Origin of the sequence: Neobacillus sp. C211 (assembly GCF_051842875.1) — a bacterium.
Lineage (GTDB): Bacteria > Bacillota > Bacilli > Bacillales > Cytobacillaceae > Neobacillus.
Genome location: NZ_JBPXRO010000006.1, coordinates 15,629 through 37,601 on the forward strand (window position 1 = coordinate 15,629; position 21,973 = coordinate 37,601).

22 protein-coding genes are annotated in these 21,973 nt (G+C 38.4%); 14 read left to right on the forward strand and 8 right to left on the reverse strand.

What is annotated here, in order from left to right; genetic code table 11:
- The first annotated feature begins 1 nt into the window (after window position 1).
- Both ACSU6B_RS07710 and ACSU6B_RS07715 read left to right on the forward strand, forming a co-directional pair.
- Complete coding sequence (locus tag ACSU6B_RS07710; protein ID WP_410884093.1) at window positions 2–1,111, forward strand: GerAB/ArcD/ProY family transporter; 1,110 nt, start codon at window positions 2–4, stop codon at window positions 1,109–1,111.
- The gene (locus tag ACSU6B_RS07715) at window positions 1,086–2,324 is read left to right on the forward strand and encodes a Ger(x)C family spore germination protein (protein ID WP_410884095.1); all 1,239 of its coding nucleotides are present in this window, start codon (window positions 1,086–1,088) and stop codon (window positions 2,322–2,324) included. Before ACSU6B_RS07710 ends, ACSU6B_RS07715 begins: the two co-directional genes overlap by 26 nt.
- Window positions 2,325–2,554: 230 nt before the next feature.
- Here the strand turns inward: ACSU6B_RS07715 and ACSU6B_RS07720 are convergent, their stop codons facing one another.
- The 3 genes from ACSU6B_RS07720 to xylA form a co-directional block, all read right to left on the reverse strand.
- Window positions 2,555–3,586: an aldose epimerase family protein gene (locus ACSU6B_RS07720; RefSeq protein WP_410884352.1), complete on the reverse strand. Its 1,032-nt coding sequence runs from the start codon at window positions 3,584–3,586 to the stop codon at window positions 2,555–2,557.
- A gap of 12 nt (window positions 3,587–3,598) precedes the next feature.
- Window positions 3,599–5,101 carry a xylulokinase gene (gene xylB, locus ACSU6B_RS07725; protein ID WP_410884097.1) on the reverse strand — a complete coding sequence of 501 codons (1,503 nt, stop codon included), beginning with the start codon at window positions 5,099–5,101 and terminating at the stop codon, window positions 3,599–3,601.
- 612 nt (window positions 5,102–5,713) lie between these two features.
- Window positions 5,714–7,045, reverse strand: coding sequence for a xylose isomerase (xylA, locus tag ACSU6B_RS07730; protein ID WP_410884099.1), 1,332 nt, complete (start codon window positions 7,043–7,045; stop codon window positions 5,714–5,716).
- Between the two features lie 250 nt (window positions 7,046–7,295).
- Here xylA and xylR point away from each other — a divergent pair, with 250 nt between their 5' ends.
- The 3 genes from xylR to ACSU6B_RS07745 all read left to right on the forward strand — a co-directional run bounded on the left by xylR (window position 7,296) and on the right by ACSU6B_RS07745 (window position 10,495).
- On the forward strand, window positions 7,296–8,453 hold the full coding sequence (gene xylR, locus ACSU6B_RS07735) for a transcriptional repressor XylR (protein WP_410884101.1): 1,158 nt from the start codon (window positions 7,296–7,298) through the stop codon (window positions 8,451–8,453).
- A 42-nt stretch (window positions 8,454–8,495) separates the two neighbouring features.
- Window positions 8,496–9,467 carry a 2-hydroxyacid dehydrogenase gene (locus ACSU6B_RS07740; protein WP_410884103.1) on the forward strand — a complete coding sequence of 324 codons (972 nt, stop codon included), beginning with the start codon at window positions 8,496–8,498 and terminating at the stop codon, window positions 9,465–9,467.
- 311 nt (window positions 9,468–9,778) lie between these two features.
- Window positions 9,779–10,495, forward strand: coding sequence for a CAP domain-containing protein (locus ACSU6B_RS07745; protein WP_410884354.1), 717 nt, complete (start codon window positions 9,779–9,781; stop codon window positions 10,493–10,495).
- A gap of 654 nt (window positions 10,496–11,149) precedes the next feature.
- Here the strand turns inward: ACSU6B_RS07745 and ACSU6B_RS07750 are convergent.
- Window positions 11,150–11,629, reverse strand: a complete 480-nt coding sequence (locus tag ACSU6B_RS07750) for a GyrI-like domain-containing protein (RefSeq protein ID WP_410884105.1) — start codon at window positions 11,627–11,629, stop codon at window positions 11,150–11,152.
- A 159-nt stretch (window positions 11,630–11,788) separates the two neighbouring features.
- On the opposite strand from ACSU6B_RS07750, the gene ACSU6B_RS07755 reads away from it, so the two are divergent.
- From ACSU6B_RS07755 to ACSU6B_RS07775, 5 genes are all read left to right on the forward strand, one after another.
- Entirely contained in the window at window positions 11,789–12,202 is a 414-nt protein-coding gene (locus ACSU6B_RS07755; RefSeq protein WP_168242006.1) for a hypothetical protein, read from the forward strand.
- Between the two features lie 97 nt (window positions 12,203–12,299).
- Window positions 12,300–12,770 (forward strand): hypothetical protein, encoded by a 471-nt coding sequence (locus ACSU6B_RS07760; protein WP_410884107.1) that lies wholly within the window; start codon window positions 12,300–12,302, stop codon window positions 12,768–12,770.
- Complete coding sequence (locus tag ACSU6B_RS07765; protein ID WP_410884109.1) at window positions 12,770–13,282, forward strand: hypothetical protein; 513 nt, start codon at window positions 12,770–12,772, stop codon at window positions 13,280–13,282. The genes ACSU6B_RS07760 and ACSU6B_RS07765 overlap by 1 nt, the downstream gene beginning before the upstream one ends.
- Window positions 13,283–13,525: 243 nt before the next feature.
- Complete coding sequence (locus ACSU6B_RS07770) at window positions 13,526–13,795, forward strand: hypothetical protein (protein ID WP_369445955.1); 270 nt, start codon at window positions 13,526–13,528, stop codon at window positions 13,793–13,795.
- Between the two features lie 37 nt (window positions 13,796–13,832).
- Entirely contained in the window at window positions 13,833–14,129 is a 297-nt protein-coding gene (locus ACSU6B_RS07775) for a DUF2085 domain-containing protein (protein WP_251026634.1), read from the forward strand.
- Between the two features lie 68 nt (window positions 14,130–14,197).
- Here the strand turns inward: ACSU6B_RS07775 and ACSU6B_RS07780 are convergent, their stop codons facing one another.
- On the reverse strand, window positions 14,198–14,671 hold the full coding sequence (locus ACSU6B_RS07780) for a divergent PAP2 family protein (RefSeq protein WP_215016966.1): 474 nt from the start codon (window positions 14,669–14,671) through the stop codon (window positions 14,198–14,200).
- A gap of 181 nt (window positions 14,672–14,852) precedes the next feature.
- Between ACSU6B_RS07780 and ACSU6B_RS07785 the strand changes: the two genes are divergently transcribed.
- A complete protein-coding gene (locus ACSU6B_RS07785) occupies window positions 14,853–15,689 on the forward strand; it encodes an aldo/keto reductase (RefSeq protein ID WP_410884111.1) in 837 nt (278 codons plus the stop codon).
- Window positions 15,690–15,856: 167 nt separating this feature from the next.
- The gene (locus tag ACSU6B_RS07790) at window positions 15,857–19,048 is read left to right on the forward strand and encodes a DEAD/DEAH box helicase (RefSeq protein WP_410884113.1); all 3,192 of its coding nucleotides are present in this window, start codon (window positions 15,857–15,859) and stop codon (window positions 19,046–19,048) included.
- A 40-nt stretch (window positions 19,049–19,088) separates the two neighbouring features.
- Here the strand turns inward: ACSU6B_RS07790 and ACSU6B_RS07795 are convergent, their stop codons facing one another.
- Window positions 19,089–19,370 (reverse strand): YggT family protein, encoded by a 282-nt coding sequence (locus tag ACSU6B_RS07795; RefSeq protein ID WP_410884115.1) that lies wholly within the window; start codon window positions 19,368–19,370, stop codon window positions 19,089–19,091.
- Window positions 19,371–19,480: 110 nt separating this feature from the next.
- The gene (locus ACSU6B_RS07800; protein ID WP_410884357.1) at window positions 19,481–20,080 is read right to left on the reverse strand and encodes an HAD hydrolase-like protein; all 600 of its coding nucleotides are present in this window, start codon (window positions 20,078–20,080) and stop codon (window positions 19,481–19,483) included.
- Between the two features lie 137 nt (window positions 20,081–20,217).
- Here ACSU6B_RS07800 and ACSU6B_RS07805 point away from each other — a divergent pair, with 137 nt between their 5' ends.
- Both ACSU6B_RS07805 and ACSU6B_RS07810 read left to right on the forward strand, forming a co-directional pair.
- Window positions 20,218–20,406 (forward strand): hypothetical protein, encoded by a 189-nt coding sequence (locus ACSU6B_RS07805; RefSeq protein ID WP_215003679.1) that lies wholly within the window; start codon window positions 20,218–20,220, stop codon window positions 20,404–20,406.
- A gap of 103 nt (window positions 20,407–20,509) precedes the next feature.
- On the forward strand, window positions 20,510–20,941 hold the full coding sequence (locus tag ACSU6B_RS07810; protein ID WP_410884117.1) for a DUF1801 domain-containing protein: 432 nt from the start codon (window positions 20,510–20,512) through the stop codon (window positions 20,939–20,941).
- A gap of 106 nt (window positions 20,942–21,047) precedes the next feature.
- Here ACSU6B_RS07810 and ACSU6B_RS07815 read toward each other — a convergent pair whose 3' ends face one another.
- A complete protein-coding gene (locus tag ACSU6B_RS07815; RefSeq protein ID WP_410884119.1) occupies window positions 21,048–21,857 on the reverse strand; it encodes an alpha/beta fold hydrolase in 810 nt (269 codons plus the stop codon).
- Window positions 21,858–21,973: the final 116 nt, after the last annotated feature.

The following is a 21,973-nucleotide window of genomic DNA, read 5'->3' on the forward strand; positions in this document are numbered from 1 at the left end:
TATGAAGCAGCAACCTGGAAAGCTTGGTATTCGTGAATATGTGTCCATCGCTATTTTAATGGTGGGTGCGAAAGCAAGTGAAGACACACCTGCTAAACTGTATAATCAGGTCCAAAACGCAGCATGGATGATCCCAATCATAGCAGCTGGAATCTCTTTTATCCTGCTCTTTTTATTAATAAAAACTATGTCATTGTTTCAAGACAAAAATCTATTTTCGGTTATTCAAAAATTACTCGGACGATATATTGGTTTTTTTGTTTGCCTTCTGATATTGGTCATCAACTCATTTTCGATTTCGTTCGATTCAAGAACATATACAAATATCATTAAGACGTTTTATTTTCCAACAACACCAAATGTAATTATCTATGCCCTGTTAATGGCCGTTTGTACCTATGGGGCGAAAAAAGGAATTCAGCATATCGGTTCGGTTGCCTATCTTATCATTTTTTATGCAGTACTTTCCTTGTATCTTGCCTTATTTTTAAGTACTCAAGAAAGCAGTATGCAATCCCTTCTCCCAATTTGGGGTTCGGGAAAACTGGAAATTTTGAAGCAAGGCACACTTAATCTATCCCTTTTTTCTGAACTTCTTCTGTTTGCCATGATTAAACCTTACATCAAATCAAGCAAAGAATTTCGAAAAGGAACATGGATTGCCTTAGTTTATGTCAGCTTGCAATTGAGTGTTGCTATTATGGTTTACATCTGTTTGTTTGATACATCCTTACAAGGAATTGGTTATCCATTCCACACAGCCATTCGTTTTATTTCACTGGGAACTTTTATTCCGAATATCGAAATCATCTTTTTCGTCATATGGTTACTGGCGGCATTTATTCGTTTCACAGCATTTTTGTACATCAATGCCCTTATGTTTGGTCATCTATTTAAAATTAAAGACTTTGAATTCCTGATTCCATCACTTGCGACGCTTTATTTATTGATTGGATCCATTCCGGAATCAGCTATTGAGGTCATCCTAGGTATTAAACCGTTTATTTTATATACTTCTGGACCGGCGTTTATCACCATTCCAATCATTTTATGGTTGGTCGCATTGGTAAAAGGAGAATTTAAGCATGCAAAAAACAGGAACAGTATGTAGATTATTATTGCTTCTAGTCATTGTTAGCACATTAACTGGCTGTTGGGATCGTGCGGAACTTGAAGATAAAGCCTATGTGATCGGACTAGGATTAGATCACTCCAAACAAGACGGAAAAATCAAAGTCACCATGTTACTTGCCAATCCCGAAGTAGGGACTATGCAAGGGGGCGGCGGTTCAACAGAAAAGCCGCGAGAAATTGTCTCGTTTGATGCCAATGATTTCATTGCGGCAAAAGCGACAGGCAATGCCATCATCTCCCGTGATATTAGTTATGAACTATTAAAGATTATTGTGGTTTCCGAGGAATTGGCAAAAGACAAAAATTTTATGACAAGCTTTTACGACGTCGTAAAAGATAAAGAGATTCGTACGAGTAGTTATTTAGCAGTATCAAAAGAAAAGGCAAGTGAGTTTTTTGTAAATAATCGTCCAAAAATGGAAACAAGGCCACATAAGTACTTTCAATTCATGGTCGATCACGGGATTGAAAATGGTTTCATTCCAGATTCTACTCTATTCCGCTTTTTTACCACATTGGAAAGAGAGACTGACCTCTTTTTGGCGATGTACACAACAGCTGAAAGGGCAAAGAATCCTAAAATAAAAAGCGAAGATGAATACATGGCAGGGCAATTGAATGCAACAGGCGAGCTTGATGATACACAATTTATTGGGTCCGCAGTCTTCAGGAATGGAGTGATGATAGGGAAATTAAACGGTCAAGAAACACGCACGATTAATATTCTTGATGACACAACGAATATTAAGGATATATTGATGGATATACCAGATCCTTTTTCAAATAATCATAAACAGTTCGCAGCAAGAGTCTTAAAAACAAAAAGTAATAAAGTAAAAATGAACGTGAAGGGCGTTAGGCTAAAGATTGACATAATGATACCATTAAAGATTGAAATTATATCAAACCCATCAATGACCAACTATATCGAGAAAAAAAACCAGCAAATAATCAAAAAACAAATCGCTAATCATATCAAAAAAGTAAATGAAAGGTTATTTAAAAAAACCCAAACTAAATTAAAAGGTGCACCATTTCCCTTATCCATGTATGCTCGAAGGTATTTTGGAACCATTCAAGAATTTAAGAAATTCAATTGGCGAAAATCGTACCTAAATGCGGACATAAGGGTGCATCCGAGTATTGAAATTATTGATTATGGGAAACAAGCAAAACGAATGAAAAGGTAGGGAATAAGGATGAGCCTATTTATTTACGTTAGTCTTTTTAGTATTACTATATATACTATTGGATTTGCTGTATCACTATGGAAGGGAAAACAAAAGATGGGTGCAGTGGCCGTTTTTTTCCTGACCATTTGTATTATCATCCTGCCTTACTTCACGATATTATAAAATGCGGACAGTGACAGGCACTGTCCGCATTTTAATTGGCGGTTGGGGCTGGCACCGCTGTGTTCCTATTGAAAAATGTATTTTGTCTTGGATGTGTAAACTTGATCTTTTTCTACTATTAAGGAAGGGAAATTGTGGTCACCAGGTGGTTTCTGTGTTTCAAGACATAAGCCTAAATGCTTTTCCGCTTGTTTTCCTCTGATCGAAAAATCATTCCCTAACATATTGCCAGTATAAAAGACAACAGCGGGCTCATCTGTCTCAATTTCTAGTTTCCGACCGCTTTCCCGATCATATAAACTGATTTGCTTATGATTCTGAGCACTAAGGAGGAAGGGGTGGTCAAACCCGCCGCCAACTATTTCCGTTTGCGGATGGTCAGATTTAATTCCTCGAGCTACCTTTTGACCTTCTCTAAAATCAAATACTGTCCCTTCCACAGGGATAACCTTGCCAGTTGGAAGAAGAGAGGCATCTAGTTCTAAGAATGCATCGCTTTTTAACTTTAACTCATGATCAAGAATGGTTCTTTTTAAATTACCGCTTAAATTAAAGTAAGAATGGTTAGTTAGATTGACGATTGTTTTTTTATCAGAAACAGCCTTGTAGGTAATCAATAACTCATTATCCTCGTTGAACGTATAGATGACGGTAACATGAAGATTGCCTGGAAAGCCTTCTTCCATATCAGGGCTTGTATAGGAAAAGATGATATTCACTTCATTTTCTTTGTTCTCAACAGTAGAATCCCAAATAACGTTATGAAAACCATTCGGTCCGCCATGAAGGTTGTTTTCTCCATCATTTTTGGACAAGTTATAGCACTCTCCATCTATTTCGAAGGAAGCATTTTTCATCCGGCCGGCATTCCTGCCAATCACACAACCGAAATAAGGGGAGTGATCGATATACTCTTGCAAAGTGTCAAAACCTAACACAACATTCTCTAAATTCCCATGACTATCTGGAACATTAATTTCCGTAATAATACATCCATAGTCAATACAGGTTAATTCCATCCCATTCGCATTTGTAATGGTATAAGATGTAACCTTTCTTCCATGCAGGGTTCCAAATACAGTTTCAGTTAGCTTCATCATAATCCCTTTTTAATTCCCTTTTCGAAGATCAAATAATTGATGATTAATCGCAACAGTATGCGGATATATATCTTTGTACACTTGATAGAATTCCTTATAGCGCTGAACATTTTCTGGTTTTGGTTCATATACCTTATCGGCTTTAATGAAGACCTTTGCACATTCTTGAAGAGAGGTGAACCAATTCAATCCAGCTGCCGCAATCATCGCTGCCCCCATACCTGGGCCTTGTTCATTTTGTTGCTTCACGACTCTTGCGTTAAAGACATCGGCTTGTATTTGCAGCCATAATTCACTCTTCGCACCACCGCCTATAGAAATAACGGTATCAATGGTCTTGCCATAGTTGCGGAAGATTTCGACACTCTCATTAATTGAGAAAACAATTCCTTCGATGACCGCTCGAGTAAAGTCACCTTTGTTGTGGGAGCCGTCAATTCCAGTAAAAGTTCCTCTTATTTTTGCATCCGCATAGGGTGTGCGTTCACCTACTAAGAATGGAGTAAAGACTAGACCGTTTGCACCGATTGTGGATTGTGCGGCCTCGTCTAGTAGACTGTCGAATGATTGATCCTTGGCGAAGGTGTCCTTAAACCAGGTTAAGCTATAGCCAGCTGCAAGCGTGACACCCATGGTATAGTAGGAGTCTTTTTGTCCGTGATTGAAAAGATGAACTTTACCTCCGTAATTTTTGTTTTTATCGTTCTCATATGAAAGGAACACACCTGATGTTCCGATACTGCAAAGGGCCGTTCCCTCGGATAAAATCCCTGCTCCAATCGCACCGCAAGCATTGTCCGCCCCACCTGCAAACACTTTAGTCGATGAAGATAAACCAGTGAGCTCCGCAATCTCTGGTAAGAGCGTTCCGACGAGGTCTTCAGTTTCCACTAATAGAGGACATATGGCAGCAGAGATTTCAAATGTGCGAAGAATATCGGCACTCCATGATTTGTTGACAACGTCTAACATCAGCGTACCTGCAGCATCTGAGTAATCCATATGTATTTTTCCTGTTAAACGATAGCGGAGGTAATCTTTTGGAAGTAAAAATACGTTTGTATTTTCTAGGTTTTCGGGTTCATTCTCTTTTACCCAAAGAATCTTTGGTAAGGTAAAGCCTTCTAGAGCAGGGTTTTTTGTTATTTCAAGCAGTTTGCCGCCTAGCTGCTGATCAATTTTCTTGCATTGTGGGGTGGTTCTAGTGTCGTTCCATAAAATGGCGTTTCTGATTACTTGATGCTTTTCGTCAAGTAAGACTAACCCATGCATTTGTCCGGAAAAACTAAGACCCTCAATATCGTCGGGCTGTATGTTTGATTCAGTTACTAACTGCTGTAATGCTGCAATTGTTTGTTCTACCCAATCTTCGGGATTTTGTTCACTATATCCTGGCTGCTGCTGGATTAACAGGTAGTCTTTTGAAACCGAATAATTGACGGTGCCTTCTTGGTCAACGAGAAGCACTTTCACAGAGCTAGTCCCTAAATCTACACCGATTACATATTTCATGTTGATCTCCTCACTTTTTATAGAGTTGTATAGAACTTTTGTTATGGATGTAACTTCCTTTTATAATTAGAAAAATCCGCTGGAGGACAAAAATGCCTGAAAATTCACCAAAGGTGTTGCCAATAGCCTCCATTGGAGCCAAAAGGACCTGGATTTTCATCAGAAATGTCGCCAATAGCCCTTATTGGAGCCAAAAGGACCTGAAATTTCATCGAAAGTGTCGCCAATAGCCCTTATTGGAGCCAAAAGGACCTGATTATTCATCGAAAGTGTCGCCAATAGCCCTTATTGGAGCCAAAAGGACCTGAATATTCATCGAAAAAGTCGCCAATAGCCCTTATTGTAGACAAAAATACCTTAATTTTCACCAAAGGTGTCGCCAATAACCCTGATGATGGACAAAGCTTCCTAACTTGACATTAAAGCTGTCTTCAACCACAAGGCTGATCCAAAACTAATTATTATCATATGGTTATAAATAAACGCTATCCTTCATGTTTGTTTCAAAGGATAGCGTTCTAATCATTTAAGCTGTTTTCGTCCAAAATTATTCCATTTCATCCAATGAATTGGCCTTCTTCAGTTGGAGGGTCCATTAGAAAGGAAAAATTTTTAAACTTCTAATAAGTATTGGTTTAACAATGCTTTCAAGCGTTCGGTTTTACCTGATAAATTTTTAATTGTGTCATTGTTAAGGGCATATGTCTCAAGTGTGTGGAAGTTGGCTCTGCCTTGAACAATGTCCAGGCCAATTCCTTTCGTAAAGCTGCTGTAACGTTCGGCAATCACATTTTCAAAAACACGGTCTTCGATTAATTTATGAGCTACTTTTAAGCCTCGGGCAAAGGCATCCATTCCAGCTACATGCGCATGGACTAGATCTTCAACTTCAAAGGATGTTCTTCTTACCTTGGCATCAAAGTTTAAGCCGCCGCGGCCAAGACCACCGTTTTGTAGAATTTCATACATTGCTAGGGTTGTAGAATATAAATCGGTTGGGAATTCATCAGTATCCCAGCCAAGTAAAGGATTTCCTTGGTTTGCATCAACGGAACCAAGAAGGCCGCTTGTTCTTGCCACACGTAACTCATGTTCAAATGTATGTCCAGCAAGTGTAGCGTGGTTTGCTTCAAGGTTTAATTTAAAGTAATTCTCTAAGCCGTATTGTCTTAAGAAGGCAATCGTTGTTGCTGCATCAGTATCATATTGGTGGGTGGTAGGCTCTTTTGGTTTTGGCTCAATTAGGAATTGACCTGTATAGCCGATTTCCTTCGCATAATCAACGGCCATATGCATAAATCTTGCTAAGTTATCCAGTTCAAGTTTTAAGTCGGTATTTAATAATGTTTCATAACCTTCGCGGCCGCCCCAGAATACATAGTTTTCTGCGTCAAGCAGTTTGGCTGTTTCTAAACCTTTTTTCACTTGGGCTGCTGCATAGGCAAATACGTCAGCATTGCAAGAAGTAGCTGCACCATGGACGAAGCGAGGGTTGGTAAACATATTAGCTGTGTTCCATAATAGTTTCGTGTTACTTGTTTTCATGTAATCTTTAATCATTTCGACAATGATATCTAAATTTTTATTTGTTTCGCTTAATGTTCTGCCTTCAGGAGCAACATCACGATCATGGAAAGCAAAGAATGGTACACCAAGCTTTTCAAAAAGTTCAAATGAAGCTTCTACTCTTGCTTTTGCTAAATCCATTCCAGTGAATTGGTTCCAAGGTCTTTCCATAGTAGCGGCGCCAAATGGATCGGATCCATCTGCAGTAAAGGTATGCCAGTAAGCCACTGAAAAACGTAAAATGTCTTTCATTGTTTTCCCGCCAATAACTTCCTCAGGATTGTAATATTTAAACGCTAATGGATTTTTAGAATCCTTACCTTCATAAGCCACCTTGTTTACGCTTCCAAAATAGGTATTCATTTTTGTTTGAACCATGTTTTTTCCCTCCTGAAATAAATTGTTATTTAAAACTATGTAGCTTTAGTGGATGTATAGTCATGTTAGTTTGTTGTTTGGATAAACTAACTTTAATCTGATTATATCTTATAAAATTAAAGCGCTTTAATCAATAGTTTTTTTAGAATGTTTTATGTATATTTCCGATAAATATTGATTTATAATAGGATTATATAACTATAAAACATCGAGACTTAATTTACGCATTATACAAACGGGGTGCAAACTTGTGATTATTGCCGATCAAATGTTAGTGAAAAAAATGAATCAAAAGGTACTGTTAAATGAAATTGTTTCCAATTCTCCTGTTTCAAGGGCAAGGTTATCTGAAATAACCGGATTAAATAAATCCACTGTTTCTTCTCAAGTCAATACGTTAATTGAAAAGAACCTTATTTTTGAAATCGGACAAGGGCAGTCCAGCGGCGGGAGGAAGCCTGTCATGTTAGTTTTTAATAAAAATGCCGGATATTCTATCGGAATTGATATAGGTGTTGATTCTATAAATGGTATATTAACTGATTTAAAAGGAAATATTGTTCTAAATCAATATCATCATCTAGAGAAACCTTCACTTGATACGAACAAGGATGTTTTATTTTCGATGATTAAAGACCTTACTAATCAAATCCCAGATTCTCCTTACGGGTTAATCGGCATTGGTTTATGTATACCAGGCCTTGTCAATACCGAGCAAAAGGTTATTTTCACTCCAAATATCGACTGGAATTATGAACTTGACTTAAAATCGCTCATTGAACAGGAATTTCAGGTACCAGTTTTTATTGAAAATGAAGCCAATGCAGGCGCATATGGAGAAAAAGTATTTGGGGCAGCTAAAAATTATGAAAACATAATCTACGTTAGCGTGGGTACTGGAATCGGGATCGGAATTGTTATTAATAATGATTTATATCGAGGCGTCAATGGTTTTGCTGGAGAAATGGGTCATCTGACTATCGATTTTAATGGGCTCAAATGCAGCTGTGGAAACCGAGGGTGCTGGGAATTATACGCCTCTGAAAAAGCATTACTACATACTTTTCAGAATAACGATACCATCACTTCCTATCAGGAACTAATTAATCTTGCAAACCAAAATGATCCGGATATATTAATGGCATTACAAAATTTTGGCTTCTACCTTGGGATTGGATTAACAAGTATCTTAAATACATTTAACCCGCAAGCGGTCATTATCCGAAACGACATTGTTGAAGCTCTGCCTGTGGTGTTGAATTCGATTCGAAATTCTATTTTATCAAGAAGTAATGACAAACTTAATAACAGTCATGAGTTATTATTGTCTTCCTTAGGAAAAAATGCTCCCGCATTAGGGACATCCTCGATTGCTATTGAACATTTCTTAGAAAAGTTTACATCGTAAGATTGTATGGCAATTTCGCCAGATGGAAAGGTGGAGCACGATTTGAAAAGAACAGTATATATTACAAGAAAGCTACCCGATGAAATGATCGATAAACTTTCAAATCATTTTCAGGTGAGAATGTGGCACGAGGAATATGTCCCTGTTCCAAGGGATGTTTTACTAAAAGAAATAGTAGATGTGGATGGGCTTATTTGTCTTCTAACAGAAAAGATAGATGAAGAGGTCCTAAGTAAAGCCAAACAGTTAAAGGTCATTAGTAACATAGCGGTAGGCTATAATAATATCGATGTTGACTTTGCTGCAAAGAAGGGAATCGTCGTAACCAACACTCCTGGCGTGTTAACCGAAACGACAGCTGATTTAACGTTTGCGCTATTAATGGCGACAGCACGTAGAGTCGTGGAGTCATCTGAGTTCCTGCGCAGTGGTGAATGGGGAGCATGGTCCCTTATGCAGATGACTGGACAAGATATTTATGGTGCAACCTTAGGGATTATTGGATTAGGAAGAATTGGAGAAGCACTCGTCAAGCGGGCAAAGGGCTTTGATATGAATGTTCTCTATTATAATCGGACACGGAAACCGGAAAAAGATGAAAAGTTGGGAATTCACTACAGGGAAATGAAGGATTTGTTGCAGCAATCTGATTTTGTCTGCCTTCTGCTGCCTTATAGCGCCGAGGTATACCACCTAATTGGAAAAGAAGAATTGTCCCTAATGAAAAGAAATGCCATCTTGATCAATACGGCTAGAGGTGGTCTTGTCGATGAGGATGCTTTATTTCAATCATTGAAGAATGGGGAAATTTGGGCTGCTGGGCTGGATGTGTTCGAACAGGAGCCAGTTCCAATTGATCATCCATTATTATCCCTGCCAAATGTGGTTACACTGCCTCACATTGGAAGTGCCAGTGTGAAAACAAGAATGAGTATGGCTCATTTAGCTGCCGATAATATGGTAAGTGTATTAACTGGTAATGAAGCAATTACCGCAGTGATTTGCCATAAATAATAAATGTAAAATACGATACTTGTTTGAAATATTTGTTAAAAAAGCCGGTTGTTTAAAGAGTTGTCAACTCTATTTCGCCTTATAATTATTGGTAATTTTTCCGATATCTAGTTAATAGTGAGAAGAAAATTCAATTTTTATAATGGACTCTAGAGACTTGGAGTATCAGGAGATTATTAGATTTGAAGCTGTCAAAAGAACCAATTGCATTTCATTTCTGTAAAATCCTTCCTCAAATATGACGAAAATCATATGTTACGATGAATTTGCGAAAGATCGGCAAATTGTCAAAACAGGAGGAAGAAACGATGATGAAGAAAAAAGCAATTCTAACTGTAGCAGCTGCGGCCGCGTTAATGATGTCAAATCCGGTATTAAATAAAGCTCATGCAGCTACTACTAGCCCTTCCGTGCAGGAAAAGGTATTTGTTTACCAAGGGACTAATATGAATGAGATTAATAGTGTAATCGAAAAATATCTTGCTAGTTTAGGATTCTCATTTTCACATAATACAGTAAAGCAGCCTGTTCCGGCTCAACCAAATCAAACCGTACCAACTCAGGAGCCTGCTCAAACAGCGACACCACAACCTGTGCAGCAACAACCGGTAACTGCGACACCACCAAGTTCAACACCAACTACAAGTTCGTTAAGTGCTTATGAGCAAAAAGTAGTTGACCTAACCAATCAAGAACGGTCAAAAAATGGTTTACCAGCACTTAAAGTGGATGGAACACTTGGCAAAATGGCCCATGAGAAGTCCCGTGATATGTCTGCAAATGGCTACTTCAGCCATACAAGCCCGACATACGGTTCACCGTTTGATATGATGAAAAAATACGGCATCACCTACCGATATGCTGGTGAAAACATTGCGATGGGACAGCGAACTCCTGAAGAAGTAGTCAAGGCTTGGATGAATAGTGAAGGTCACCGTAAGAATATCCTTAGCCCGAACTACAACTATATCGGTGTTGGTTATGTATCACAAGGTAATTACTGGACACAGGAATTTATCGGTAAATAATGAGGGCTCGGGGACAATATGTCCCCGAGCTTTTTGCAGTATTTATTTTGGTTACCACTACCTGCGGCGATCAAAGCGATACCCCAAGTTGGATTCGCTCATTGAAACCTAAAATTCGCCCATTGAACTCAAAAATTCGCCCATAAAACCCAAAAATTTGCTCATAAAACTCAGAAATTCGCCCAATGAAGAGAAAAGTCGTTAAATAATCAAAAATATACAAATACGCAAGTGTAGTTTTACACCAAATATCATTTTTAATGAGTTATACCAACGTTAATAACGGAAACAGGCAATAAAAAACGGTACACCTCCTTCTTAAAGAGGTGCACTCCTGTTGGGTTTTCATATGTATCAAACAAGTGAGTCAAAGATTTACATATTTAAGGGAGCTACTGTTTAACTAGTGCTCTTCCTAAGGTACCGGCTCCACCTACGCCAAATACCATGATGGCCACGCATGCCATCCCCTCTAAATGTACTTTAACGCTAAATTATTAATAAAATATGAACTAGATGTTAATCGTTCATTAATTTTAATAGAGGTATTTGGTCTAAAAAACTAACTCAACGTTTGATTAAAACGCTGAACCCCTTGATAGACGTTGCTTGGAAAACCCAAACGTTTAATTAAAAGATTAAGCATAATAATTTTTATTTTAAAGGAATCCAGATTTCTGAGTAGTAATCGGGGCCCCAAGGATCTCCGGCGGAATAGACTTCTAAATCAGGTGTGCCTGCATGCTTGTAATGACTTGACGGAAACCATTCAGAGTGTATTTGTTTCCATACTTTCTGGATTGCCTCGGGCATTGGACCGTGAACTTCAAATACGCCCCACACTGAAGGTGGAATAACGAGATTCAATAAACCTTCTGGCGCGTCACCGTTATGTTCCGATGCAATCCAGTAATCCATTAATTGCTGCTGCGTGTCTTGTTTATCGACACATACCCCAAGCACCCCATTAATTTCCCCATTATTCAATTGGAGTAATAAATCGTTGGTTCCATCTGCATGAACATCCCCCCACATTTTTGGTATCTCCGTTAAGTTCTCCCCATTTGCACATGAGAACTCTCGCTTGATTCCGATAACTTGGAAACTGTCTCTTTCAATAATTTTGTAATTCATATAATTCATCCTCCTTACATCTATTTGTAATTATAAGTCTTTTTAACAACTAGTTTGTTACAAGTAAAAATAATTCATTTTTCTATTTCTCTATTTTTTACATACTATCCTGTCAGTCGAGAAAAATAATATAAAAAATAGCAGGGAAGGTAAGAAGATATGTTTTCATTTCGAGGCGATGCGCATAAAGTTTACCTTCGGCTTAACAAAGCCATAAACAACGGTGAATCCACCAAACATATGAGGGAATACATAGAAATTGAAGAGGTTCAAAGACTGTATCAATCACTTGATAGCAGCATGTTGCAATTAATTAATTATCGAATGATCAAGGAAAAGAATGGATCTGGGATTATACCGATTTTTGTTTCTTCTGTCCCATGGCTTTTGTTTCTATTTTCCAAACCATTGATGGACTTCCTTTTCAAGGATGGAAGCAAACTTTGGGCAATATTTGGGGTTACATATTTGATGATTTTAACTTTAAGTGTCATCCTTCATTTTCGAGAAAAGGCATGGGCTGCTTTCCATATGGAAATCATTCAGGATATTTTAAAAGAAAGAAATCAATGAATTCAATAATTTATATCAAGAAATGAGGCCTGTCTTTTTTTAGTATGAATATTCATTAAATAGCTAAACTAATATTAAAATCTTTGGGAGGCTTTTTATGGGCTTAGTAGTTTTTTTCTTCATAGCATGGCTGGTAATATCCCTTTTTGCAGTAATAAAGAAGAAACTAACATTGGCTGAGAATACATTGATCTTTTTAGTTATTTTAATTGTTAGTATTAACTTTTCTTGGATTGTCATTGAGGAACTAAGGCTAATAAAACGTACTCAAGAAAATTTGCAATATACTGCCTATCTACTTAATCGAAGTGTCATCATACCAATGCTAGCCCTTATTCAGTTGAATCTTCTACTTTGGAGTAAAACGATGATGATGAAAATGACACTAATAGTTTCTATTGTAATAATAATGACGGGTGTAAGTATACTCTCTACCTTTTTTGACATAACTGAATATAACCATTGGCATTATTGGTATGATGGAATCTATTTTTTTATAGTAAATTGTATTGCGATTATTTCTTATAAGTTTTTTGCGAGAGCCTCTCGGAAGGTGGTGAGTTTTTAATGATTTTATGGGAAGATTTTGATAAAAATGAGATTTATATCTTAATTTTGCTGGTTGTTTCTTATACTGCATTTTTTCTATTTCCGAAAAGATTACCCACATCGATTACCATATTATTTTTAGTTTGGGGATTCGCGAGCTCTACTTTGTTTGATTTCACTATCGGCGGTGGATTACTAGATTTTTATAAGGTCAATGATTCTAACGAATATGAGCTTTTTGATTTGCTCAGCTATTTTTTGTTTGCCCCATTCAGCTATTTTTTCGTCTATTTTTATGAAAGATTTAAAATCGGCAGAAAGGCATTTATCATTTATGTGCTTGGGTGGTGCATTGTCGGTTTATTAATGGAAAAAGTCTCCGGCTTTATGGGCCTAACACATTATCAGCATGGTTATAGTATGAAGTATTCATTGATTGTTTTTTTAGTGGTTCAGACAAGCACAGCCCTTTACTATGAATTAATAAAGAAAAAAGAACCATTTTTAGAAATGTTGAAACAAGGACATTAAGCCCCAGAGAAACTTAACATCAAAAAACCGCCAGGCTCAAAACAAGGCTTTGGCGGTTTTTCTCATGAGCAATGCGAAGGTAAATGGAAGAAGGAAAGAAACTCTTCAAAGGAGAAATAGAATGATAGTATTCTTTATAGTGTAAGGATCGGTCAGGTGTCAGGGAATATTTTAAAAAAGACATTAACATAAAAATGGTAAGAAGTGAGGTCCTGTAGCATAAATGATAGAAGTTAAGTCTAAATGACAAAGGTGATGGGAATGTTTTTTCTTTTTTTAACTGCAATGATTATTTGTTTTGTCGTGGGTACCACTTTATTGGTAAAAGGTACAGTAACAGTCGGGGCCATTGCTATTGGTGCCGGAATACTACTGTTGCTGTTTATTTTGATTTATTATGGAAAAAAGAAACATCGAAAAAAGAAATACGATTGGACTCCAGACTGTGATTGTATTCCGGACTTTGATGGGGATTGTGGGCCGGATTGTGATTGTGGACCGGATTGTAATTAAAAAAATGAGATTGCTAGATATCGTTCCTTGTCATCGGATGAAGTCTCGGAGTATTACGATTAAGGGGTATACTCTCCCCTTATGTGCAAGATGTACGGGTATCTTGCTAGGCTATTTATTTTTCCCGTTTTTGCTGATTGCGGGTATACATTTGTCATTATGGCTCGGACTACTTTTAAATGTCCCGATGGTTCTTGATGGTTGGACACAGAAAAGGAAATATAGGATGAGTAATAATGTCTTGAGGGTTATCACTGGTATAATGAGTGGATTGGGGCAAAGCGTTCTTATCGTAAGCGGCAGTGATTATATAATTTCCATGCTTGTAGGTTGATAGAGTAGCGGCAAAATTTGGCTGTCATGGCAACAGCCAAATTTAACCTAGAACACACTCCAAAACGACTAGTTAAACGGATAGAACTGATAGGTTAGCACACCAACAATGATTCCTGTGATCAATCCAAAAAATACTTCTGCCGGTTGATGCCCTAATAATTCTTTCAGCTTTTCTCTAGACTCTGTTTTCTTTAACTTCGGGTTTTTTAAGGTGTCAATTAAAAGATTGAAATCAGCTAACAATGTATTTAATACCTCTGCATGATAGCCTGCATGTCTTCGAACTCCAGTCGCATCATGCATGACAATTAGTGAAACGATCACAGAAATCGCAAATTCATTAGAATGGAGTCCTGAAGTTAAACCGATAGCAGTAGTTAATGAAATAATTGTAGCTGTATGAGAACTAGGCATACCACCAGTGCTAAACATCAAATTCCATCTTAATTCTCCTGAAGCAAAATAGTGTATCGGAATTTTTACAAATTGGGCAATAAACATTCCTAAAAGGGCGGCTAAAATGGGATAGGATAAAAACATGTGAACCTCCTTTTTTTTAATACGGATAGGGAATCATGATGGTCCCTCCAACGGTTTTACATGATTTTACCAAAATGAACGACACCCTGCTACATTTTAATAAATAAATTCCTTAGAATGGAATTTTTTCAATAATTATGTGATTATTATAACAACGACCAAATTTAAGGAGGAATAACCGATGCCAACAAATTTGACAGACACGACTACATTAAGCAATGGAGTAAAGATGCCATGGGTGGGATTAGGCGTTTTTAAAGTAACCGAAGGGGAAGAGGTTATTCAGTCTGTAAAAGCTGCTATCAAAAACGGATACATAAGCATTGATACAGCCGCTATTTATGGTAATGAAGAAGGTGTAGGTCAGGCGATTAAGGATTCTGGCGTTCCCCGTGAGGATCTGTTTATTACGACAAAGCTTTGGAATTCCGAACAGGGATATGAATCCACGTTAAAGGCGTTTGAAATAAGTCTTACTAAACTTGGACTTGATTACTTAGATCTTTATTTAATTCACTGGCCAGGAAAAGAAAAATATAAAGAAACATGGAAGGCGTTTGAAAAACTTTACAAAGAGGGGCGTGTGCGCGCGATTGGCGTAAGTAACTTCCAGGTTCACCATTTAGAAGATTTAATCAGTTCTGCAGAGATTAAACCGATGGTAAATCAGGTGGAGTTCCATCCGCACTTAACCCAAAAAGAGCTGCTTGCCTATTGTAAAAATGAAGGAATTCAACTGGAAGCATGGTCGCCTTTAAAACAAGGGCAGCTTCTAAGTGAACCGGTTCTAGAAGATCTTGCGCATAAATATAATAAATCTGTTGCTCAAGTCATCTTACGCTGGGATTTACAGCATGGAGTGGTTACAATTCCAAAATCAATCAAAGAACATCGCATTATTGAAAATGCGGATATTTTTGATTTCGAATTATCCACTGAGGATATGGACAAAATTGATGGATTGAATCAAGATAGCCGTGCTGGGTCCCATCCGGATACGATGAGCGTAGGCTTTTAATATTTCAGCGTCTGCCATTCAGAAATAAATGGCAGACGCTTTTTTTTACTTCAACTATCTTATCATTCCTTCCTATTACTATGTTGAAGTAAATTATAAAAAATAGTACGTATGCTATAATGTTCTATATCTTAATTGGTGCAGAAACTCAGGAAGGAGCAGGACACGTGAACATCCCATTAAATCAAAAACTCATCAAAGAAATGTGTGGCACTGTCTCCTTCAAACGAGGAGATTATTTTTATCAAACGAATAAAGTCACATTTGAACAATATCGACCTGACCGTTGTCAAGCTACGGTAACAGGAGAGGAAGTCTTCCATGTGACAATCGAAGCGGATGGCAACGATGATATTTTAACGGAATGCAGCTGCCCGAAGTTAGCCTCTTTTACAAAGGATTGTCAGCATATTGCCGCCGTTTTATTGTCCATTTACGAGCACCAGCAGAAAGGAACCATCCCGATGGTTCCCAATTCAACTAACCAGGATCTGACGGAAGGGTTACTGACACTTTTTACGGATCAGCCTGTCCGCTCAAGCAGTCATCAACTCCATTTTGAAAAAAGAAATGTACTTGATATCGAGTTTACCTGTAAACCCATGGAGGTTGGCAAGGGAAGATACCTATTCGCTATCGAAATGACCGTCGCATCAACTGAGGTGGAAAATATCCGAATGTTTTTGGGGCGGGTAAGTACGGGAAAGACTTACCCACTTTCGAGCTCATTCCAATACGATCCAAATCTCCATTGCTTTCAAAAAGAAACCAATGCCATTTTGGAGCAGCTCATCCAAGTACTACGGGATGAAAAGGTTTATGTGGATGTGGTGCCTGACACCGATCAACATCAGAAGCTGTTCCTTCCATCATCCTCTTGGGAACGGCTGCTTCCGTTGCTCATAAAAATTCCCTATGTGAAGGTGAAATCTGAGGGACATACCTTTCAAGGTCTGCACCTATCAGCCGAATCACTGCCATTACAGTTTGATTTTACAAAAGCGGTAGGAAACGGTTATCAACTGAAGGTTAAAAACTTGCATCGGATGATTTTCTTAAGTGCCTATCATTCCGTTTTATACGAAGGGAAAGTAAAACAACTAGAAGATCAGGACTATAAACGCCTATCGGATCTGAAAAAGATGTTGGATGCCTCAGGGACCAATCAAATTTCCATTCCGCAAGAGAAAATCCGGTTTTTTCTGGAAAAAGTGGCGCCAGGGTTAAAAAAACTAGGACAGGTTACGATTGCAGAAACGATTACGAAGCAATTGATGAACACACCACTCGTGGCCAAACTCTACTTGGATCGTGTCAAAAACCGCTTGCTAGCGGGACTCGAATTTCATTACGAAAATTGGATCATTAATCCATTGGAAAGTAGAGATCTCCCATCTGGCTCTTTAGTAATCCGTGATGTAGAAAAGGAAGATGAAATCCTCCAGCTCTTTGAGGATAGCTCGTTTGCCAAGACAGATGGTGGATATTTTCTTCATAATGAAGAACTGGAGTATGACTTTCTGACCTATGTCGTTCCAAAGCTCCAAAAGCTCGTCCGAATTTATGCGACGACGGCTGTAAGAAATCGGATTTCTAGAGGGGAATTTCTCCCGCAGGTTAGGGTGAGGGTCAAAAAGGAACGAACCAATTGGCTTGAATTTAAATTTGAAATGGACGGCATTCCTGAAAGACAAATACGTGAAGTTTTGTCGGCTTTAGAGGAAAAACGGAAATATTATCGTATGCCTAATGGGTCGCTGCTCTCGCTTCAGACGAGAGAATTCGATGAAATCCAGCGTTTTCTTTACTCACCACTAGCCAAGAATAAGGATCTCGCCAGTGGTTTGGATTTACCAATTGAGCAGAGTCTTCAACTTCTTGATACGGTTGAGGTTAGTGATGCGTTTAAGTTAGAGGAATCCTTTCGGCAGTTCCTTGATCACCTTCACAATCCAGGCCGGTTGGAGTTTGAGGTGCCAACGAGTTTAGAGCCCATCCTTAAAGATTATCAAAAGCATGGGTTTAAATGGATGAAGACTCTGGCATACTACGGCTTCGGCGGGATACTGGCCGATGATATGGGACTTGGAAAAACGATTCAAAGCATCGCATTTATCATGTCCGTTCAGTCCGATATCCGTAAAAATAACCAGCCAGCCCTCGTTATTTGTCCGTCATCCTTGACGTATAACTGGCTAAGTGAAATCAGGAAATTTGCTCCCCAGGTAAAGGCCGCTGTCATTGATGGAACAAAAGCTGAGCGAACCAAACTTCTGAAGGAAGGGAAGGATGTCGATGTAATGATCATCTCCTACCCGTTACTGCGCCGCGAGATCAGTTGGTTTGAGAAGCAATCCTTTCATACGGTGTTGTTTGATGAAGCGCAAGCCTTTAAAAATCCGTTGACGCAAACAGCCCGTGCAGCAAAGATGTTACAGGCCAATCATCGCTTTGCACTTACGGGGACACCCGTGGAAAATTCCTTGGAAGAGCTGTGGTCAATTTTTCATGTTGTCTTTCCTGAACTGTTCCTTGGGCTAAAGGAATATAGTAAGCTTTCAAGGAAAAACATTGCACGGAGAATCCGTCCTTTTTTACTGCGCAGGTTGAAGGAGGATGTCCTTGCCGAACTTCCTGAAAAAATGGAGTCGCTGGAGTCTGTGGAACTGCTCCCAGAACAAAAGAAGCTGTATGCAGCCTACTTGGCGAAACTTAGGCATGACACATTAAAGCATCTGGACAAGGACACGATTCGAAAAAATCGAATCAAAATCCTAGCGGGTTTGACTCGTTTGCGGCAGATTTGCTGTCATCCAGGCTTGTTTGTCGATGGGTATCAAGGGAATTCAGCGAAATTCGAACAACTCTTGCAGATTGTTGACGAATCAAAGCTTTCTGGAAGAAGAGTATTAATTTTTTCACAGTTTACGAAAATGCTTGATCTTATTGGCCGAGCGTTAACTGCGAAAGGATTGCCTTATTTTTACCTGGATGGACAGACTCCATCTGAAGAACGAGTTAAAATCTGCGAGCGCTTTAATCGCGGTGAACGAGATTTGTTCCTCATTTCCTTGAAAGCAGGAGGAACTGGTCTTAATTTGATGAGTGCGGATACCGTTATTTTATATGACACGTGGTGGAACCCGGCTGTCGAGGAACAAGCAGCCGATCGTGCCCACCGGATGGGCCAGAAAAATATCGTCCAGGTCATCAAGCTGGTTGCCCGAGGGACAATCGAGGAAAAAATGAATGAACTGCAAGATAAAAAGAGACATCTTATCGAAGAAATCATCGATTCTGATGAGAAAGTCATGTCAACTCTTACTGAAGAGGATATCAGGGAGATATTGATGATATAGAAAAAAGGAGCTGCAGCGCAACTCCTTTTTTTAATAGCTTTTATGCCCCGATGACATTCAATGATTGACGGAGACCTTCTAAAGCAAATTGCCTGATAAATCTAAAGACAAATAATGCGATGATCGGGGAAAAGTCAATCGGACCCAGAGGGGGGATAAACCTTCTGAACAATCCTAAATATGGTTCGACAAGCTTGGCAATCCAGATACCAATCTTTGTTGCTTGAAACTGAGGAAACCAGGAACTGAAAATAGATATTAAGATTAACCAATAATAAATCTCAAAAGCATACTGTCCAATCAGTAAAATATTCGAGCCCAATATAGATCTTCCATTCTATAATAATTTTTTAATCGTACAAACCTAACTTATGTATACATATACGATTGAGGTCCAATAAAGTTTCAAAATATTAATAAAGAACTTTCAACCTATTTCTGTTGAAGAGGGTTAAGAACTTCTGTAATAAAATCGGCATAGCTGTCGATATGAAAATCAGCTTCAATGTTTCGATTTTGAAATGCACACGTTTTAATATTTAATTCTCGAGCGGGAATTAAATCTAAGTCACGGTCACCGACGACCAAATCAATATGGTGACTTTTTAGAACATATTCGTAGGAGGAGCTGTGGGGTTTTCTTGTAAAACCTTGTTCCTCAACAGAAACAATCTCTTTAAAGTATTTGTCTAAATGATATTTTTTAAGCAGAAAGATGGTCGATTCCTTATCGCGGTGCGTAACAATAATATTGTGATCAACAGAAGATAGGGCTTCCGCTAAGTGCTCAAATGGCTTGCTTTCCGTCTTTGAATAATAGTTATGTAAGGTTTGATACTCAAGTCTCTGCTTCTCATCTATTCCATAATGTTTAAAGGCTGTTTTGGAATCAATTTTTAGCCATTTTAGAACCTCATCGCGATCAAGGTCTTGCTTGCTTAAGTTGATGAAACCTGAGACAAGTGCTGGATAGGTATCAAAAAGAGTGCCGTCGAAATCCCATAATACGTTAATAATAATCCCTCTTTTCAGAAACGTTTGATTTTATCTTTAATGAGATTACCATAAGATTAAATAAAAAAGAAACGATCAGGTCACATTGATGTCTGAAATTTGTTATACTTTTCATGGGTAATGTACATGTTAAAAGATAGAAATGGGGGATAACCATGTCATTTGATAACTCAAAACTGGGGTTACCATACTTCAGCTTAGAAGCAGCAGCAGTGGACAAGAGTCCGAGTGAAATGGTCATTACTGACCAGAATAAAGAAAATTATTACATAGTCTCTCGCGAAGTATACGAGGACGGCCCGCAACAACATGGTTACCTTGTTGTTGTAGAAGAAGGAGAGTAGTGATACTCTCTTTTTTTATTACTTTTTGAAAAAGTCCAACATGTGTCTCTAATTAGTTCTTTTTACCAATAATGTATTTGATATGAAGAATAGGAGTGAAAAAATGAGCTATCAGCAAAAAACAAAAGAAACCGATCATAGTGTGATCGAGTTTATTGAAAATGTCGAAAATCCGAAAAAACGTGAGGATGCGAATAAACTAATAGATATATTTTCTGAAACAACAGGTTATGAGGCAAAGATGTGGGGGCTGAGTATTATTGGATTCGGCTCCTATCATTATAGATATGAATCTGGCCATGAAGGAGATGCCCCTTTAGTTGGCTTTTCGCCACGAAAGGCAAAAATTAGTTTGTATTTTGCACCGGGTGAAACCAAGCGTGAGGAATTGCTAAAGGACTTTGGGAAACATACAACTGGAAAAGGGTGTGTATACATCAATAAGGTCGCTGATATTGATATCGATGTGTTAAAAGAGCTAATTACCCAATCGGTTCAATTTTTGCAAAAAAAATATCCGAATATCAATTATTAACTCTATTAATCGATTACTATCAGCAGAAATAACAAGCGCTTCCCACTAATAATATTTAGAAGCGCTGTCTTTATGATGTGGTCACTCTAGCAAAGAGAATTTCACCTTACCCAATAAAATTAGCCAATTCCTGTGTAAACTTTTTCTGCTCTTCCCAGAACAAACCATGACCACTGTGTTCAAACCAAACAAGCTTAGAGTTGATAATTCCCTGGTGCAAGATGGAAGCCAGAGGTGGCAAACAAATTTGATCATGTTGACCATGAAGAATCAATGTAGGCATCTGAATTCTCTTGATATCTGTAAATAAGGTTTCATCTCTTAAGGAGTTTAGTAAGCCTGCAGTGGAATGCCCTGCTGCTTCAATTCCTAATTGAAAGAACCAGTCCGAGAAAGGTTTAGTGAGCGCCTGATGGAAGAACATGTTCGTGAAATCAGAGAGCATTTTCGGCCGATCGTTATAAATCTGCCCCAGTAGTAAATTGACATCCTTCGCCTCTAATCCAAAAGGAAAGCCTGGCCGCTTTATAAAACTAGGGGCAGCCGCACCAAAAAGGGCTAATTTCGATACCCCAAAGCCCTTATGGCGTTCCATATACCTGATAACAATCGCTCCACCGACAGAATGACCTGCAAGCGTGAAACTCTGTAAACGAAGTGCTTTAACAATTTCCCGAATATCATCAGCAAGTCTATTGTACGAGTACCCTTCCCAAGGTCTATCTGACTTCCCAAATCCCCTTAGATCGATCCCAATACACCGATATCCCATCGCAGGAAGGACATTAAACTGATATTCAAATAATTTATGATTGGCTGGCCAGCCATGGACAAAGAGGATGGTTTTACTACTTTTACGATTTACATCTTCAACATATATATTCACTTCAGGTGCCACTTTAACATAATATCCCATTTTTATCCCTCCTTTGAAAAAGGTATGGAATAGTCCTTTTATCAATAAGCTATTCATAGATAGCTAGGCTAATACATTGGTGAACATTTTAGTACAAGTTGTAAATTTCTACTTTT